General features: G+C 40.1%; 15 protein-coding genes and 1 pseudogene. All 16 read left to right on the top strand.

The genetic code is table 11. The features are described 5' to 3' along the window. Positions 1–11 precede the first annotated feature (11 nt). The 16 genes and pseudogenes from purE to ODU37_RS08520 all read left to right on the top strand — a co-directional run bounded on the left by purE (position 12) and on the right by ODU37_RS08520 (position 17,651). A complete protein-coding gene (purE, locus tag ODU37_RS08595) occupies positions 12–500 on the top strand; it encodes a 5-(carboxyamino)imidazole ribonucleotide mutase (RefSeq protein ID WP_105158605.1) in 489 nt (162 codons plus the stop codon). After that, positions 487–1,557, top strand: a complete 1,071-nt coding sequence (purK, locus tag ODU37_RS08590; protein WP_105158604.1) for a 5-(carboxyamino)imidazole ribonucleotide synthase — start codon at positions 487–489, stop codon at positions 1,555–1,557. The genes purE and purK overlap by 14 nt, the downstream gene beginning before the upstream one ends. After that, a complete protein-coding gene (locus ODU37_RS08585) occupies positions 1,554–2,921 on the top strand; it encodes a hypothetical protein (protein ID WP_105158603.1) in 1,368 nt (455 codons plus the stop codon). Before purK ends, ODU37_RS08585 begins: the two co-directional genes overlap by 4 nt. 335 nt (positions 2,922–3,256) lie before the next feature. Beyond that, entirely contained in the window at positions 3,257–4,549 is a 1,293-nt protein-coding gene (gene purB, locus ODU37_RS08580) for an adenylosuccinate lyase (RefSeq protein ID WP_105243503.1), read from the top strand. A gap of 1,186 nt (positions 4,550–5,735) precedes the next feature. After that, positions 5,736–5,909, top strand: coding sequence for a hypothetical protein (locus tag ODU37_RS08575; protein WP_162841143.1), 174 nt, complete (start codon positions 5,736–5,738; stop codon positions 5,907–5,909). A gap of 2 nt (positions 5,910–5,911) precedes the next feature. Then, a complete protein-coding gene (locus tag ODU37_RS08570; RefSeq protein WP_105106307.1) occupies positions 5,912–7,858 on the top strand; it encodes a hypothetical protein in 1,947 nt (648 codons plus the stop codon). Next, the gene (locus ODU37_RS08565; protein WP_044758287.1) at positions 7,827–9,080 is read left to right on the top strand and encodes a hypothetical protein; all 1,254 of its coding nucleotides are present in this window, start codon (positions 7,827–7,829) and stop codon (positions 9,078–9,080) included. Before ODU37_RS08570 ends, ODU37_RS08565 begins: the two co-directional genes overlap by 32 nt. Before the next feature lie 116 nt (positions 9,081–9,196). Then, the gene (locus ODU37_RS08560) at positions 9,197–9,925 is read left to right on the top strand and encodes a hypothetical protein (RefSeq protein WP_052506906.1); all 729 of its coding nucleotides are present in this window, start codon (positions 9,197–9,199) and stop codon (positions 9,923–9,925) included. 25 nt (positions 9,926–9,950) lie between these two features. Next, positions 9,951–10,823: an ABC transporter ATP-binding protein gene (locus ODU37_RS08555; protein ID WP_044758286.1), complete on the top strand. Its 873-nt coding sequence runs from the start codon at positions 9,951–9,953 to the stop codon at positions 10,821–10,823. 5 nt (positions 10,824–10,828) lie between these two features. Further along, positions 10,829–11,599, top strand: a complete 771-nt coding sequence (locus ODU37_RS08550; protein ID WP_044758284.1) for a membrane protein — start codon at positions 10,829–10,831, stop codon at positions 11,597–11,599. A gap of 2 nt (positions 11,600–11,601) precedes the next feature. After that, complete coding sequence (locus ODU37_RS08545; RefSeq protein ID WP_105158599.1) at positions 11,602–13,281, top strand: ABC transporter ATP-binding protein; 1,680 nt, start codon at positions 11,602–11,604, stop codon at positions 13,279–13,281. A 157-nt stretch (positions 13,282–13,438) separates the two neighbouring features. After that, entirely contained in the window at positions 13,439–13,612 is a 174-nt protein-coding gene (locus ODU37_RS08540) for a hypothetical protein (RefSeq protein WP_014735240.1), read from the top strand. A 294-nt stretch (positions 13,613–13,906) separates the two neighbouring features. Beyond that, positions 13,907–14,908, top strand: coding sequence for a Holliday junction branch migration DNA helicase RuvB (ruvB, locus tag ODU37_RS08535; protein WP_044758281.1), 1,002 nt, complete (start codon positions 13,907–13,909; stop codon positions 14,906–14,908). Further along, a pseudogene (locus tag ODU37_RS08530) lies at positions 14,908–15,654 on the top strand (GNAT family N-acetyltransferase). The gene ruvB and the pseudogene ODU37_RS08530 overlap by 1 nt, the downstream one beginning before the upstream one ends. Position 15,655: 1 nt before the next feature. Beyond that, positions 15,656–16,291 carry an HAD-IA family hydrolase gene (locus tag ODU37_RS08525; RefSeq protein WP_044758277.1) on the top strand — a complete coding sequence of 212 codons (636 nt, stop codon included), beginning with the start codon at positions 15,656–15,658 and terminating at the stop codon, positions 16,289–16,291. A 460-nt stretch (positions 16,292–16,751) separates the two neighbouring features. After that, positions 16,752–17,651, top strand: a complete 900-nt coding sequence (locus ODU37_RS08520; protein ID WP_044758275.1) for a helix-turn-helix domain-containing protein — start codon at positions 16,752–16,754, stop codon at positions 17,649–17,651. The last annotated feature ends 740 nt before the right edge of the window (positions 17,652–18,391 follow it).

The raw sequence follows: 18,391 nt of genomic DNA, 5'->3' as shown, positions 1-18,391 counted from the left end.
GAAAGACAAGCATGAACATTCCAATTTCCATCATCATGGGCTCTAGTTCCGACTGGAAAACCATGAAAAAAGCAGCAGATGTGCTGGACAAATTTGGTGTCGCCTATGAAAAGAAAGTGGTTTCTGCCCACCGCACCCCAGACCTCATGTTCCGTCACGCCGAGGAAGCGCGTGACCGTGGCATCAAGGTCATTATCGCCGGGGCTGGCGGTGCGGCTCATTTGCCAGGTATGGTAGCAGCCAAGACGACCCTGCCTGTCATCGGTGTCCCAGTCCAATCCCGTGCCCTCAGCGGTGTGGATTCGCTCTATTCTATTGTGCAAATGCCGGGTGGTGTGCCTGTTGCGACCATGGCGATTGGCGAAGCTGGCGCCACCAACGCAGCTCTGACAGCTCTTCGCATTCTCTCCATTGAAGACCAAACCATTGCGGCTCAGCTGGCAGATTTTGCCAAGGAACAGGAAAAAATTGCGGAGGCGATGACAGATGACCTCATCTAAGACAATCGGAATTATCGGCGGCGGCCAGCTAGGTCAGATGATGGCTATTTCGGCTATTTACATGGGTCACAAGGTGATTACGCTGGATCCCGCGGCGGACTGCCCAGCCTCCAAGGTCAGCGAGGTTATCGTCGCTCCCTATCACGATGTGGCGACCCTCAAACAGTTGGCAGAGCGGTGCGATGTCCTAACCTACGAGTTTGAAAATGTCGATGCCGACGGACTGGACGCGGTCATCAAGGACGGCCAGCTCCCTCAGGGGACAGACCTCCTCCGTATTTCCCAAAACCGCATTTTTGAGAAGGATTTTTTGGCAAAAAAAGCTGGCGTGCAAGTCGCCCCTTACAAAGTCGTCACATCTAGCCTAGACCTAGAAGGACTGGACCTCAGCCAAAACTACGTTTTGAAAACAGCCACTGGGGGCTATGACGGACATGGCCAGAAGGTCATTCGAGAAGAGGCGGACTTGGTAGAAGCCAGTCAACTAGCCAACTCTGCTGAGTGTGTATTGGAAGAGTTTGTGAATTTCGACCTGGAAATCTCCGTCCTTGTGTCTGGCAACGGCTCCGACTACACCGTCTTTCCTGTGCAGGAAAATATCCACCGCAATAATATTCTTTACAAGACCATTGTGCCTGCTCGTATTTCTGATGAACTTGCTGAAAAAGCCAAAACCATAGCCCTGCAAATTGCAGACAAGCTCCAATTAGCAGGCACCCTCTGTGTTGAAATGTTTGTGGCGGGACAGGATATTTTAGTTAATGAAATCGCACCTCGCCCACACAATTCAGGACATTATTCTATTGAAGCCTGTGATTTTTCACAGTTTGATACCCATATACGAGGTATTCTAGGGGAGCCTCTGCCCCCTATCCGCCTGCTTTCACCAGCAGTTATGATTAACGTTTTGGGACAAGACATGGAAGCAACCCAAACATTTCTTCAAGAAAACCCTACCGCCCATCCCCACTTTTATGGTAAACTAGAAGCAAAGCACAACCGCAAAATGGGACACGTGACGGTGTTATGGGAAGATGTTGAGGTGGAATTATTATGAAAAAGTTTTCTAGATATTTAATTATTTCAAAAGCAAATAAATCTAATCAAATTCTGCATTCTAATATTCAAGAATTGTTGAATTCATTAAATAAATCTACAAATTTGAAGTGTAAAGGTACTTCAATACAAATGAAAAATGTTTCTTTTGAGTGTCATTTTAAAGAAGTTACAACAGAGGTTCAAAAAGAAACAAGAAAATTTTTTATTCTAGTTTTAGAGTTGAAAGATGAAAAAGATATTGAAATATTTGAATCAGTAGATGATGAGATTGCTAATTTTATTGATACGTATAGTGATTTAGAAAAAATTGTATTAGAGGATGCTATATCTCAATTTTATAGTAAACAGGCATACGAGTTAATACATATTATAGAAAATAAAACAAGGTCATTGATTTCTGAAGTGATGTTTTTAAAGTCGGGAGAACAAAACTGGGAAAGCAAGCTAACGAAGAAATTAAATATTAGAGACAATAAAAAAAGAATACAAAACAACTATAAATCACTAGATGGTAAATACTTTAGTGATTTAACAACAATGTTATTTTCAATTTATGAAGGAAGTGATACGGATGAAGAAAGTGGACAAGATATATTTGTGAAACATCTTCAATATTTAGGTGAATTGGTATCGAATATTAAAGATAGCGATGAAATATCAGCAAACAAAACAGAATTAATAAAAAATGCAGTAAAAGCAATTGAAAAGTCAGCTCCGCGTTCAATTTGGGATAGATACATTGCATCTAGTGTAAAAAATAGCGATAAATTAATAAATAGTTTAGGTACAGTACTTAAACAATTAGAAAAGCCAAGGAATGATATTGCTCATAATACAGTTTTTCGTAAAAAAGAATATGATTCATTGAAAAAAGATGTTGATAATATTTTTAATCAACTTTCAGATGCGATAGAAGACTTTGAGAGTAGTTTTATTTCTCAATATACTCCGGATGAAAAAGAAGAAATGTTCGAAATTACTGACGAAGACAAGGATGATTTAACAATTATTGTTCCAGCACAAGAGGATGGTTTCAAACAAGTCTTTCTTACGGATAATGAGTGGTATGATATTCGGATAGGGAAGGCTAAAAGAAATAAAATTCAGTATATTGCAGGGTATGAGGTCGCACCTAGGAGTGGAATACAGTATATTGCTAAGGTTAAGAAAATAGTTCCTTCAAATAATTATGTCGGTTATTGGAAAGTGATATTTGATGGAGAGCCTCAAAAATACGATCGCCTCATTCCTTTAGGGGATACCTATCCGCCTCAAAACATCCGATATACCACGAAGAAAGAACTTGATGATGTAGCAAGTGGAGGTGGCACTCTAGAGGTTATTTTTAAAAATCCATACTAAAATAATGTGATAGCAATCTTTTTATTTGGAATAGTTATGTAAATTTACTATCTTCTTGAAGAGAAATCAAAAAGATGGATAAGTATTCTGCTTAAAGTGATGATTTTTAAAGATATTTGTTGAGTAAAAGGTATTTATGGTTTCCTAAGCTTGTATGAACTACGGACATCTTTAATCAAGAATTTTTAACACAAAAAGAAAGGAAAGAGGGTGAGTTCTCGACCTTGAACACGGACGGAAAGCTTAGAATTTAGATAAACCGCCTTGGATACAAGAGTCCGTCGTTGGTTTTCTAAAATTCAATCGTTTTCTTGTCGCCCTCTGTATCATAAACAATGATTAATCGTTATTCCCGCCCAGAGATGGCGGCTATTTGGAGTGAAGAGAATAAGTACAAGGCTTGGTTGGAGGTGGAAATCCTCGCAGATGAGGCTTGGGCTGAGTTGGGTGAGATTCCCAAGGAAGATGTGGCCTTGATTCGTGAGAAGGCGACTTTTGACATCGACCGTATTTTAGAGATTGAAGAGGAGACCCGTCACGATGTGGTGGCTTTCACGCGTGCGGTTTCGGAAAGTCTTGGTGAGGAACGCAAGTGGGTCCACTATGGTCTGACTTCGACCGACGTGGTGGATACGGCTTACGGCTACCTCTACAAGCAGGCCAACGATATCATCCGTCGTGACCTTGAAAACTTCACCAATATCATCGCCGACAAGGCGCGTGAGCATAAGTACACCATCATGATGGGCCGGACCCACGGTGTCCATGCGGAGCCAACGACCTTTGGTCTGAAGCTCGCAACTTGGTACAGCGAAATGAAACGCAACATGGAGCGTTTTGATGTGGCGGCTAAGGGCGTTGAGGCTGGTAAAATTTCAGGTGCGGTTGGTAACTTTGCCAACATTCCTCCATTTGTGGAAGAGTATGTTTGTAGCAAATTGGGCATTCGTCCGCAAGAAATTTCGACTCAGGTCCTTCCTCGTGACCTCCACGCAGAATATTTCTCAGCCCTAGCCTTGATTGCAACGTCTATCGAGCGTATGGCGACAGAAATCCGTGGACTACAAAAATCTGAACAACGCGAAGTCGAAGAGTTCTTTGCCAAAGGCCAAAAAGGTAGCTCTGCTATGCCCCATAAACGTAACCCGATCGGCTCTGAAAATATGACCGGTCTGGCTCGCGTGGTGCGTGGTCACTTGGTGACGGCTTTTGAGAATGTGGCTCTCTGGCACGAACGCGATATTTCCCACTCGTCAGCGGAGCGGATTATCACGCCGGATACGACTATCCTCATCAACTATATGCTCAACCGTTTTGGCAATATCGTCAAGAACTTGACGGTCTTCCCTGAGAATATGAAACGCAATATGGAGTCGACTTTTGGCTTGATTTACAGCCAGCGTGTCATGCTCAGTTTGATTGAAAAGGGTATGACCCGTGAGGAAGCCTATGACTTGGTGCAACCAAAAACCGCACATTCTTGGGACAATCAAGTGGACTTCAAGCCCCTTCTTGAAGCGGATGAGCGTGTGACAGCCAAACTCAGCCAGGAAGAAATCGATGAACTCTTCAACCCCGACTACTATGCTAAGCGGGTGGATGACATCTTTGAACGACTTGGATTATAAAAAAATCAAAATTCTTTGGATTTTCCAGAGAATTTTTTTATTTATTTGCGAATAAATAGGTGAAGGGGAAAACAAGCTTCCTCCGCTAGACAATCATTCGTGAGAGGATGAGCAGAAAGTCCAGCCTAGCTTCTCAGAGTTCGTACCAACATTTCAGCGCAGTGGTTGATTGGCAGATTCGTTTGCGTTTCACAATCCAAATCTGACCTCTACGACTGATGCGAACAGAGTTCGCTTCATCTCCAACCTCAAACTGTCTCCCAGACAGTTTGAGCTGTGCGGGGGTGGGAGTGAAACAGTCTGGGATAGACTGTTTCAGCTCAACAACTAGAAATAAAGACTTGTTGACGAACTCTTTAGATTGGTCGAGTTCTGTCCCACTCCCAAAATTTTACGAATAGATAAGTGTAGGGGAAGCCAGCTCACAACTTATTCAAAAAAAGTATCGTCATTTAGTTTTTCTTTTATTACTTCGACGATTGAGGAAACATCGTTTCCTTATTTCCAACTTCAAACACTCCACTGGAGTGTTTGAACTCGCCTTGCCTGATTGAAACAGTCTGGGGGACTGTTTCAAGTCAATGCCTAGAAACAAGAAAGCATTGAGTTATGCCTGCGGCTCGTTGCTTAGTACTAAAAGTAAACTAAAAGACTATAAAAAATTTTTTTCAAAAAATGCAAACGATTTGCGAATTAAGTAAGTGAAAGGGAAAACACCCTTCAAGGAGATACACACTTGAAAAAATAAATCATTTTCCAAATGATTTACGAATAAGCAAGTGTAGGAAGAATGAAAGGAGAAGTATTATGACACAGTTTATGAATGATGCAAGCCGTAAATTTGAAGTAAGTCAACCAGAATTTATCACTGTTACATGGAAATGTACTGTAAATTAATTGAAAAAGTAAAGGAGAACTGATATGACACAGTTTATGAATGATGCAAGCCGTAAATTTGAAGTAAGTCAACCAGAATTTATCACTGTTACATGGAAATGTACTGTAAATTAATTGAAAAAGTAAAGGAGAACTGATATGACACAATTTATGAATGATGCAAGCCGTAAATTTGAAGTAAGTCAACCAGAATTTATCACTGTTACATGGAAATGTACAGTTGGATAAAGTGGATACATAGGTATGCTGATTAATTTTTGTAGGTATAAAGCCTAGTGGAGAAGAGCAAATGAAAAAAGCAACTTATACATTATCTTGTGGTAAAACTGATATAGGGGATAAAAATATCTCAAAGATCGAAGAAAAATTTGAAAAATATATGGAGGGGGTAGCTGAAAAATTAATCAAAGCAGATAAAAAACGTATTGACAAATGGTTTGTTCATGTGCGAATTGAGGAGTAAGTATGTTTAAAATGGTAGATGGCCAACAAGTAAATAACCAAATTTATGGATTTAAGATTCATATCTCAGCAACTGCTGAAAACTATAAGCAAGTTTTTCAAATAGTCTATCCTTTACTAGTAGAAAGTAAGGTTTGTTTTAAATATATTGAAGAAGATGCAGATGTATTGCGAAACTTTTCAGAACTTGAAAGTCGAGCAGAGTCTGGGAAGTATTTTACAATTTATCCTAATTCCCATATTCATTTTTTGGAGTTACTGGAACAGCTCTACCTGAACATACCTAAGGATTTACAAGGAATCTATATTTTGAGTGACCGTCCATATAAGGATTCAAACATTATTTTTTATCGATATGGATTTTTTGAAGACCATCCCGAATACAATGTTAATGGAATTCCTACTTTAAAGGGAGCAAATGGAGAGGTTTGGCAAGATTATCAGAAAGCTTATTTTGACTTGCCGCCCTGGATTGAAGATATTCAAGAGCCACAAGTATTTCAGAAAAGTTACCTAGCAGAAAAATATCAAGTTACGGATTGCTTGCGCATGAATAATGGAGGTAATACTTACCGAGGTTTTGATAAGGAAACCAATCAAGAAGTCATCATTAAGGAAGCACGAGCGGAAGTCGTTTCATATAAAAAGATTACAAAAAAGATGCTGCGAGAAAATGAATACAAATATGCTAAACAATTGCAAGCTTCTAATCGAACTCCTAAGACACTGGAAAGAGTAAGAGAGTGGATAAATGACTACTATATCTATGAAGATATCAGAGGCCAGAATCTGCTAGATTATGCTAGTCCAATGTCACTCTTTACGTACAGTAGCGATACTCCTAGTGAAAATATTGATAAATTTCAACATTTTCTTTCGCTAACAAAACAACTGGTACATTTTATTGATTATTTCCATAAACGCAATATTGTCTTAAATGATATCCATGCTAATAACTTTATTGTGTCAGAAGATAATAAATTGCATTTTATTGATCTAGAGAATTCTTATGAAAACGAAAATGACAATTTAATTGGAATCTACAATGAAATTAGTTTGAAAGAATGGAATAAACTAAATGGAAAACTTGGGGATTGTCATAAATTTGCGAATCTACTTTTGTTTTTACTAGGCCGTTTGCAAATAAGAAGTGGAGAGAAATATGAAGCTCGTTTAACAGATGATTTACTAAGTGGGTATGGTATAAAAACCAATCTATCCCAACTGATTTCTTATTTACTCTCTGATGAAGCAAGTATATCTGTTGCAAAAGAAATGGTTGAAAATGTAAGAGTAGAGCTAGGACAAGTCCGTTGTGAGTTAAGAACTTATGAACATTCATGGCCAGAGGTTTCTATTCCCATCAAGCAGTTATTGGATTTAGAAGGTTTATCCCAATATATTCGTTGGAAGGAAGATGATGAACGCCTAAAAATTCTTATTGATAGAGAGAGCAATATGGGATTAGATGGTTTGGCTGGAGTTCTGGTCTTAATGGAAGACGGTGTTTTATCAGCTACCCATCAGCAATATGTTGTAACAAAAATCTTGGACAATATTGTAGAAACAGAGTATGGACCGTCAATTGCATATGGACTGGGGTATGCTTCGCCTTATCTAACTACAGGTGTTGCGGGGGTGCTGAAAGCCTTGCAGTATATTGGTTATCCGAAGTTCCTCGACCTATCTCAAGAATTAGTGAAGAGTTTGTTAGTTGAGTATGGTCAATATCCAGATTTTAGGCAAGGGATGTTGGGAGTTGCAGATACCTTGCTAGATATATTTAGTGCTACAATGGATCAGAAACTACTGACAGCCGTAGAGAAACAGTTAGTGATGGTTGCAATTAAGGCAAAGTATGATAAGAAATTACAAAAAGAATTACTTTATGTATTTTCACGTTACGGGAGAATGAAAAATGAATTTATTATTAAAAAACAAACTGTATAATGTATTAGCTGTTTCACGTTTACTCAATTCATTGGGTGCACACATTTATAACCTTGTTTTCGTGATCTATGCAGCTACTCAATTTCGCTCAACATGGGCGATATCTGTTGCTAATATAATCATGGTTCTCCCTACAATTTTTTCATTTTATATGGGGATTCAAGCAGATAAGACTAAGAAAAAGGCAAACGCATTGTTTTCAGCAGCCCTTGTTCAGACTGTGTTATTCTTTGTTATGTCATTCTTACTTCAAAGTACAACGATTGGAGTATTTGCTCTTGTTTGTGTGATGAATGTAATAACTGATTTATTGTCTGATTATTCTTCAGGTTTGCGGTTACCGATTATGCAGAAGAACTTGAAAGAGGACGAACTTATGGAGGCTTATTCCTTCTTTCAGTTCATTTCATGTGTGAGTGGTATTGGTGGGCAAGCTTTAGGGGTATGGCTTCTGTCATTGACAGGTAATAATTTCAGTATTGTTGCGATGTTGAATGCTTGCTTTTTCCTTATTTCTGGAATCTTGCTCTATACACATAAAAAACATTTGACGCATGATGAGATTGAAATAACATCGTCACAATCAATCAAGCAGCAGCTGGGGGATGTAATTGACGGTATTAAAGTTGTTTTTGAAACCAATGCCTCTGGCAATCTTTTGACAACTTTAAGTTGCATTTTACTTATGAATGCCCTAGGTGGTGCACTTGGTTCTATCTATACTATCTATTTTCTAGATAAGAGCTTGTTTGGGATGACTTATGGTCAGAGTCTTTTGACTATCAATGCTATCTTGGTTGTGAGTATGATTGTTGGGAGCTTGACACCAAATGATTACTTTGCAAAGTTATCTCTTACAAAAATGATGATTTGTAATGCGATAGCATTGACCGGAATTGGTTTGAGCCATTTATTGGGGCTAAGTGAGTTTGTTGGAGTAGTTTTTCTAGCATTTTCAGCCTATATTGGTGGAAAGGTCAATCCTAAAATTGATTCTCTATTACTAGCGAATACTTCGCCGGAACTGCTAGCTCGAACAGATACTTTATTGACAATGTTATTTACCCTTTCTCTTCCTGTGGGAACTATTCTCTTCTCTACATTAGCTACTATACATATTCATTTGACTTGGGGGATGTTTGCCTTTATTGGCTTTATTGCAACCATCTTAGCAGTGCGTTCTCAGCTAGCAACTGAAAAATCTAAACTTGTATCTGCATAGAATGGTTTGTTGCTCAAAATTCTTTGGTTTTTCCAGAGAATTTTTGTTTTTGTTTACGAATAAATAAGAGAGGGAGTTATTGCTCATCTATCTTATTGATAAAAAGGGGAAACAATATGAATATGTTTAGGTCTATTTTTAAATCGATTATCTATAGAAGAGATGTTGCTTTGTTCTATGCCTTTGCTGGTTTACCAATCTTAGTTCCGATATTGTCCAAATTTTTGGTAGGCGTAAAGGCTGAATATACAGACAATTTTTTAGATTTTCTAGGGGCAGCATTGGCAACACAGGATGGGATTGTGTTACCAACATTGCTGTTATCCTTGATAATTTCCGCAGTTTTTAGGGATGAGATTGATAGCGGTATTCTATTTTTATATAAAGATCTGAATAGAACCCGACTTTTTAATGCAAAAATCATTAGTTTAGTGGCGATGTATGCCTCTTATGTACTTCTAACAGTGCTGACAAGTGCGATTGCTTATTTTGGCTTCTTGAACGCTTCTGGAAAAGTAGTGTCGGATGATTGGAATAATGTACAGTCCACTTTCCTATCTATTTTTGCAACAATTTCAATCAATGTTATCGGTATTCTATTGGTTGCCATGGTTTCTATCAAAGCCAAATCCTTACAGGCAGTTTTAGCAGGAGTTTTTTGGTCGCTGTTTACAACAACTGCACCATTTCTCATTGGAGTTCGTTATGTCGTACCGAATGGCTATGCTCAGATGAACCTTAATCAGCCACTGCTTGCATGGTCCTTGGTAGCAGCTGTGACCACATTTTATATTGTTGCTATCTATCTCAAAGGCCGTTCGAACTTTGAAAAGCTGGAGTTTTAGAAATAGTTAGAAAAAGGAGTTACTTATGCTTAAAATCAATCATTTATCAAAACAGTTTGCAGGAAACGAATTTTACTCACTAAAGGATGTGAGTTTGGAGATTAATAAGGGCGAGATTGTTGGTCTGATTGGGAAAAACGGAGCTGGAAAATCCACGCTCATGAAACTAATGGCCAAGTCTCTAAAACCAAGTTCGGGAACCATTACTTATAAGGGTACGGATATTTTTAGCCAGGATAATTTGTTGTCAGACTTTGGGATTATGATTGATCCAGTCTTCTATCCAGAAATGACAGTTATGGACAATCTTAAGTTTTATTTGGACTTGCATGGGAAAAAAGAGCTTTATCCAAATATTGAGAAGACTTTGAAATTGGTAGAGTTATGGGATGCTCGCAATCGGAAACCCAAGGGATTCTCGTTTGGTATGAAACAACGGACAGCTTTGGCGATTGCCTTGGTTGCGGAGCCAGATTTCCTTATCTTAGATGAGCCTTTTGTGGGCTTGGACCCGATTGGTGTTCAGAAATTGATTGATATTTTGAAGCAGTGGTCTAGTGAGCGACAAATTTCCATGCTGATTTCGAGTCACCAACTGGGTGAGCTGGAGGCCTTGTGCAGCCGCTATGTCTATATCGAATCGGGAGAATTGGCAGAGGCTTTTGAAGGCAAATCTCATCCAAGTGTACTCGTGCAGTTGGATACGACAAAAAACCTAGATTCTGTAGAGGCTTTGCTCAATGACCATGTGGTGCTAGAGGGGGAAGTGTTAGAGATTTCCACTGCTACACCTACAAGTGAGCTAAATCAGATTTTTGGTGTGTTGGCTCGTCAAGAATTGATTGTGAAACTAGAAGTGAAAGAGAATCACTTGAAAGAAATCTTTACGAAAGGGTAGTGAGTATGAAGCAAATTTTTCCAGCTATCTTTAGAACGATTTGGAAGCGAAAGGAGACGCAGATTTATCTGTCGTTTACATTGTTTCCTTTTATTTATCTGGTCACTTCATTTATTGAGGGATCGAATTTTATGCAGATTCATGCTAGTGAGGGGTCGGTTAGTCTCGTTGCCTTTACGAATATGATGATGAGCTCTGTGGATAGTTTTATTCTTCCTAGTTTGACCCTGTATTTCTTGGCTATCTCTGTCTTTAGGAAAGAAGTAGATGAACATACTATGTTTTTATACAGGGATCTTGGGCGGAAGCAGATTTTCTGGTCTAAATATTTGGGTCTCTTAGCAACAATTGTTATTTTCTATGGTCTCTTCTTTGCGACATCTGCATTTGTACATTATGTCAGGGTAATCCATCTGCCTTTTGGCAGTCCGTCCGTTTTTGATACTAGTTTGGCAGAGAGTTTGAGTAATGTGTTTTGTATTGTCGCTTATTTACTAAAAGATATTTTATCGGTTAGTTTGGCAACTGCTCTTTGTTTGTATCTGAAAAATATTACCACAATGGTCACAGGATTTTTGGTGACGATTACGATGATGATTTTAGTAGTTGTTGGCGGTCCAATTGCGATGCTTTTTCCAACTAGTTATATGCCTTTGGCGAGCGAAGGTCTTACAGGAGTGGGACTTGCTTACTTAGGAGCTATTGGTGTGACGCTTGTTTACGCACTTGTATTTACTAAAATTGCTGCGAAAAAGTTCAAAAATTTGGAGTTCTAGGTATGAATAGAAGACTCGTAGGAGTGTTGTTGAAATCGCTCAATAAAACGATGTTCTTGTTTGGAATAGCGCTGAGTGCTCTTGGGGTTGGAATGGGTTTGCTTCTTCCCCAGTTTATTGGTCAGTTGCTAGATCAAACCTATTTAAGCAATCTATTAACACGACCAGCATTGCTGGCTGGCTTCATCCTTTTCTTTGTATCGGTCTATACGGTACAAGCTCTATCCAATTATTTCATCGGGCGTAGTGGTAGTAACGCACTCAAACAGTTGCAACAATATATTTATGAATCCTTGTTGACCACATCTGTAAAGGACTTGGATCAGTACCAATCCGGCGATCTTGCCAGTCGTCTGACCAATGATATGTCGGTTGTTCTGAACTTCATTACCGTTATTCTTCCAAATTTCTTGATGAATGGTTTGATGGTTGTCGGGTCAATTTATTTTCTGTGGACCATCAGTCCGTGGCTCACAGGTCTTAGTCTTTTGTTGCTTCCTTTGTTGTCAATGGTTATGATTCCAATGAATCAGCGGCTGGAAGGTTACTACTCTGCTTACCAAGAAGGATTAGGGCAGGTTTCTAGTAGAATTAGTCATAAATTTACAACGATTCGTTTGATGAAGGCCTTTCAGGGAGAAAAGCATGAACAACGAGAGATGGGCAAGTCTTTTCAGAAACTGTCGCAAACCTTTGAGAGAATGATTAGACTGTCAGCGGTGCAACATACTTTAGTTAGTAGCTTGATGACAGGATTTATCATTCTGATGTTGCTTGTAGCAGGTATAGAAGTGACCAAGGGAGTGATGACCATGGCTACATTGACAACCTTTGTATTGTACATGATGCAACTGATTGATCCAGTAACAGATATTGCCTCTTCCTTAAATGAACTAACGGAGTTTCAGGCGGTGTCTAAACGTTTGGTAGAGTTGCTGGAGCTGACTAAGGAAGAACAGGCAGATACAGAGTTGGTTGATGAAGCTAGTATCCAGTTGGAAAATGTTCGGTTTTCCTATCATACAGATCCGGTTTTGAATGGAGTATCGGTTAGAATTCCTGAGGGAGCTCACGTGGCGATTGTTGGACCAAGCGGAGCCGGGAAGTCAACGATTTTTGCCTTGCTGATGAAATATTATCAAGACTATCAAGGAGAGATTCGGATTGGTCAACAATGCTTAAGTGATATTTCAACAAAGGAGATGAGAAGGTTGATTTCCTTCATACCTCAAGACAATACTCTCTTCCATGGAACGATTAGAGAAAATCTATTGTATGGAAAGAACGAGTCTGTGTCTGAAGAACGTATTGCTTATATTCTAAAGGAGTTGGGATTGTCTCCTTTAGTAGCTGAGTTGGAAGATGGTTTAGATACTCGGATTTCAGAAAATGGGACAGGTTTGTCGGAAGGCCAAAAACAACGATTCAGCATTGCGAGAGCCTTATTGCTAGAACATCCGATTTATTTGCTAGATGAGGCGACAGCAAGTTTAGATACTGTCACAGAACGTGTCATTAGCAAAGCGATTGACCGGTTAACAGCTGGCAAAACAAGGCTAACCATTGCTCACCGTTTGCATACGGTGCGTGAAGCAGATGCTATTCTGGTCTTAGATAAAAACGGACAAGTGGCTGACTACGGTCATCACCAGCAGTTAGTGGAGAGAAATCATCTCTATTAGTGGAGAGAAATCATCTCTATCAAGATTTCTTAAGAGGCTTACCGCAAGCCAGTTAGTGAATGGGAGTCGATGGACCGACCAGTCTAAGTCTAGGGTTACCTAATAATAAAATGGAATACTGATGATTACTTGTACAATGAATAGATAGGAGAAGAGAATGAAACAGACAACTTACACATTATCTTTGGGAGGAAATGATAGCGGGGACTCGAAAGTTTCAAAGATGGAAGAAAAGTTTGAAAAATATATGGAGGGAATCGCAGAGCGGTTACGGCGTTCTGGGAAGAGGAGTATTGATAGATGGTTTATCCGTGTGCGGATTGAGGAGTAAAGTAGCTGTGACCAAAATTCACAGACGTTTTTATAAATAGTGAAAAATAGAATGAATTCTCTTTTAGTTTCCCTTAAGTTTGGCGAGTTATACTTTATTCAAGCTAGAAATAGCGAGACTTTTACTGAAATAGTTTCAATATCGTCATCCGTAAGAGCTAAAGCTCAAACGGCTGGCATATCTTTTCAATCCTTATCTCTAAGTCGCAAGCGACAAGGACTAGGGATTATATAATCTCCTGAGAATACTAGACTCACTGAGTCTGGTATTTTCATTTTATGCTATAATGGTTTCATGACAAATCGAATTTTAGATATGGAACAAATGCAGGACGAGGAGTATGTTGAGCGTACCCTGCGTCCACAGAAATTAAATGAGTACATCGGTCAGGACAAGGTTAAGGACCAGCTGAAAATCTTTATCGAGGCAGCCAAGCTCCGTGATGAAGCCTTGGACCATACCCTTCTGTTTGGACCTCCAGGTTTAGGTAAAACCACCATGGCCTTTGTCATTGCAAACGAACTAGGGGTGAATATCAAGCAGACTAGTGGTCCTGTTATTGAAAAAGCAGGTGACTTGGTGGCCCTTCTCAACGACTTGGAGCCTGGCGACGTCCTCTTTATCGATGAAATCCACCGTATGCCCATGGCGGTCGAGGAGATTCTCTACTCAGCCATGGAAGACTTCTACATCGACATCATGATTGGGGCTGGGGAGGCCAGTCGCTCCGTGCATTTGGAGTTGCCGCCTTTTACCCTGATTGGAGCGACCACTCGTGCGGGTATGCTGTCCAATCCTCTGCGGGCCCGTTTTGGGATTACCGGTCACATGGAATACTACGAATTGGCTGATTTGACGGAGATTGTCGAGCGGACTGCGGACATCTTTGACATGGAGATTACCCATGAAGCAGCTATCGAGCTGGCTCGTCGTTCGCGTGGGACCCCTCGTATCGCCAATCGCCTGCTCAAGCGGGTACGGGATTTTGCACAGATTATGGGCGACGGCCTGATTGACGATAGCATTACGGACAAGGCTCTGACCATGCTGGATGTGGACCGTGAGGGGCTGGACTATGTGGACCAGAAGATTCTTCGGACCATGATTGAGATGTACGGTGGCGGTCCTGTCGGCCTCAACACCCTGTCGGTCAATATCGCCGAAGAGCGTGAAACAGTGGAGGATATGTACGAGCCCTACCTGATTCAGCAGGGCTTCCTCATGCGGACACGGGCGGGGCGGGTTGCGACAGCCAAGGCCTACGAGCACTTGGGTTATCCCTATACGGAAAAATAATGGCAGAGCAGATGAGACAAGTAGCCAGTTTATTTGGAGATTGGCCTGAGACAATTATTTGGACCTGTTTAGAAGGCAGAATGGGACAGATTCATGTTGATGACAGCCAGTCGCCCCAGTCAGCCTTAGCTCTCTATGGACGGCAGAGCTTCTTTGGTTTTTTGGCCGGAAAACCAAATATGGACTTGCTGAAAATATGTGAGGGAAAGGATATTATTTTAGTCCCCCAAAACCAGGCCTGGTCAGACTTGATAGAAGGGACTTACGGAGACAATATCCGGTCCTTTACCCGTTATGCTACGAAAAAAGATACTAGTTTTGACCTTGGGCATTTGCAGAAACTGATTGATGCCCTACCTGAAGAGTTTGACCTGAAAGTGATTGACTGTAATCTGTATGATGCCTGTCTGGTGGAAGACTGATCACGCGATTTGGTGGACAATTATGCTGATGTGGAGCAGTTTTTAGACTTGGGTCTAGGCTATGTCATCTTGCATAAGGAACAGGTGGTGTCAGGTGCCTCATCCTATGCCAGTTATTCAGGTGGGATTGAGATAGAGGTGGATACTAGGGAAGACTATCGAGGTTTGGGTTTGGCTAGAGCTTGTGCTGCTCAGTTAATCTTAGCTTGTTTAGACCGTAATCTCTATCCTAGCTGGGATGCCCATACTCTGACTTCCTTGAAACTGGCTGAAAAATTGGGTTACCAATTGGACAAGCCCTATCAAGCATATGAATGGAGATAAGATGACACCGACATTTATTTGGGATTTGGATGGAACCCTTTTGGATTCTTATGAGGCGATTTTGGCTGGAATTCAGGAAACTTATGAACAATATGACCTTGCTTTTGACCGTGAGGAAGTAAGACATTTTATTCTTCGTTATTCTGTCAAGGATTTGCTGGTGCGTGATGCGAACAAGTACGGTCTGGATAGCGATGAACTCAATTGTGTGCGTGCGACTTCCTTGAAGGAGAAGAATACGCAGATTCCCTTGATGACTGGTGCGGCGGAAATCTTGGACTGGACAGCTCAGCAAGGCATTCAAAACTTCGTCTATACTCACAAGAGTGACAATGCTTTTCAGGTTTTGGAGGAATTGAGTGTCCGTCATCATTTCACAGAAATCTTGACCAGCGATTCTGGTTTTGCCCGCAAACCAAGTCCAGAAGCTCTGCTATTTCTCATCGAAAAATACGGACTGGACAAGGAAAACACCCACTATATCGGCGACCGTCTGCTCGATGTGGAAACGGCTATTAATGCGGGTATTCATAGTATCAATCTGCAAATTGATGGCGTGGAGCAGAATTGGAAGATTGTTTCTTTATTGGACATAAAACAAATATTAACAGATAAATCAAGTCGTAACAACCTGTGAAAACGGGTGGCTTGTACACCAGCTATAAGCTGTTTCTCTCCAGCAACATCTAAAGACGTCCGCTGAACTTCGTTTAGGTTAGTGCTATGACTACTTGATTAATGGGAGCGGGAAAGAACTCAACCATTCATAGAAGAGTTCGTCTTCCCACCCCCGCACAGCTCAAACTGTCTGGGAGACAGTTTGAGGTTGGAGATAAAGCGAACTCTGTTCGCAACAGTCGTAATGGTCAGATTTGGAGTGTAAAACACGAACAAATCTGCCAATCAACCACTGCGCTGAGATGTTTACACTAACTTTGAGAAGCGGTAATGGGCTTTTTGCCCAGTCTCTTTTATCTTTTTATGGCTTCAAGCTATAATAAAAAACGAATCCAGCCGTCTGCTTTAAGAAGAGCATGATATGGAATTTGTGTAATATATTTGATATAATTTAAAAAGTATATTTGGAGGTGTGGTTTATGAACGATAAGGAATTTGGACAGCGTGTACGTCAATTACGAGAATCTGTTAGCATGACACGTGAACAGTTTTGTGACGATGAACTGGAACTCTCTGTGCGCCAATTAACTCGTATTGAAGCAGGTGCTTCCAAGCCGACTTTTTCAAAGATTCAGTATATTGCAACTCGTTTAGGTATGGGACTTTACGAGCTTATGCCAGATTACGTATCCTTACCCGAAAGATATTCCAAGCTGAAGTTTGATGTGCTTCGCACCCCAACTTATGGTAATGAAGATTTGGCGGAAAAGCGAGATGCCATGATGACAGAAATCTATGACGATTATTATGATGAATTGCCTGAGGAGGAGAAGATAGCAATAGATGCGATTCAATCACGAATTGATACTTTAGAGTCAGGTACAGCAGGCTTTGGAAAAGAGATACTGGAAGACTACTTTGAACAAATTTTTCGCAAACGAAAGTATGAATTGAATGATTTGTTGATTGTTAGGCTCCATCTTGAATATGTTAGGTTATCTAGCTGTGATTCAGAAATATTTAGACAGTTTTTGAAAATTATAGAGCATTTACATGAGCAAATCAATATCATCAATTCAAATGATTTATTTGTTCTAAGGGATACATTATTATCTTGTGTAAACATTTTGGGAAGTAAAAAATATTACGAACCAATACCAAAGATATTTGACAGTGTAGATAAGATTATACAGTCGACACAAGATTTTCAGAAAAAGCCCATTGTTAGTGTATTAAAATGGAAATATGCACTTTTTGTGGATAAGAATCGGGATGAGGCTGAAAAGCATTATCTAGATGCGGTGCTATTTGCAAAATTGATAGAAAACAGAGAGTTAGAACAGAAGATTGAAGAAGATTGGAGAGTTGACAATCAATAAAGTGACATTTTTGTCCTGTTGAAGAATTGTGAAAAGCATTATACTAAACTCATAAAGATTAAAGGAGATTAGTAACATGTTTAACTATTTGAAATTTTTTGGTCGTCTTGGCGGTAACTGGGGAACATGGGTTGAAGAATAATATTATTAAAAAGGGAGTGGGACAGAACTCGACCATTCATAGAAGAGTTCGTCAACAAGTCTTTATTTCTAGTTGTTGAGCTGAAACAGTCTGGGAATAGACTGTTTCACTCCCACCCCCGCACAGCTCAAACTGTCTGGGAGACAGTTTGAGGTTGGAGATGAAGCGAACTTTGTTCGCAACAGTCGTAATGGTCAGATTTGGAGTGTGAAAAACGAATTGCTGAGATTTGCTTTGCAAATCTTATCTCCAACCTTTAACAGTCCACTAGACTGTTAAACCCAATCAACCACTGCGCTGAGATGTTGACACTAACTTTGAGAAGCAGTGCTGGGCTTTTTACCCAATGTCATTAAGTTAAGCATTTAAGTAGCTAAAGAAACTATTCCCGTCTGAGCAGTTCATGACAAAACGGGAATAGTTTTTGTATTATGGCTTCGAGCCAGTTTTTCTCGTAGAGAAAAACAAGAAAACCACCAGCTATGCTGGTGGCTGACAAGGCTTTGAGCTTCCATTTCTTTTTCCTGATATAATCTAATTGTTCAGGTTAGATAAAGGAGGAAAAAGAAATGGCTAAAACCAGTTACAGTTTATCACA

Source organism: Streptococcus sp. 2021WUSS109, from assembly GCF_044427305.1.
Lineage (GTDB): Bacteria > Bacillota > Bacilli > Lactobacillales > Streptococcaceae > Streptococcus > Streptococcus suis.
The sequence above is the reverse complement of the archived record's forward strand: the minus strand, read 5'-3'. Positions and strand labels throughout refer to the sequence as shown.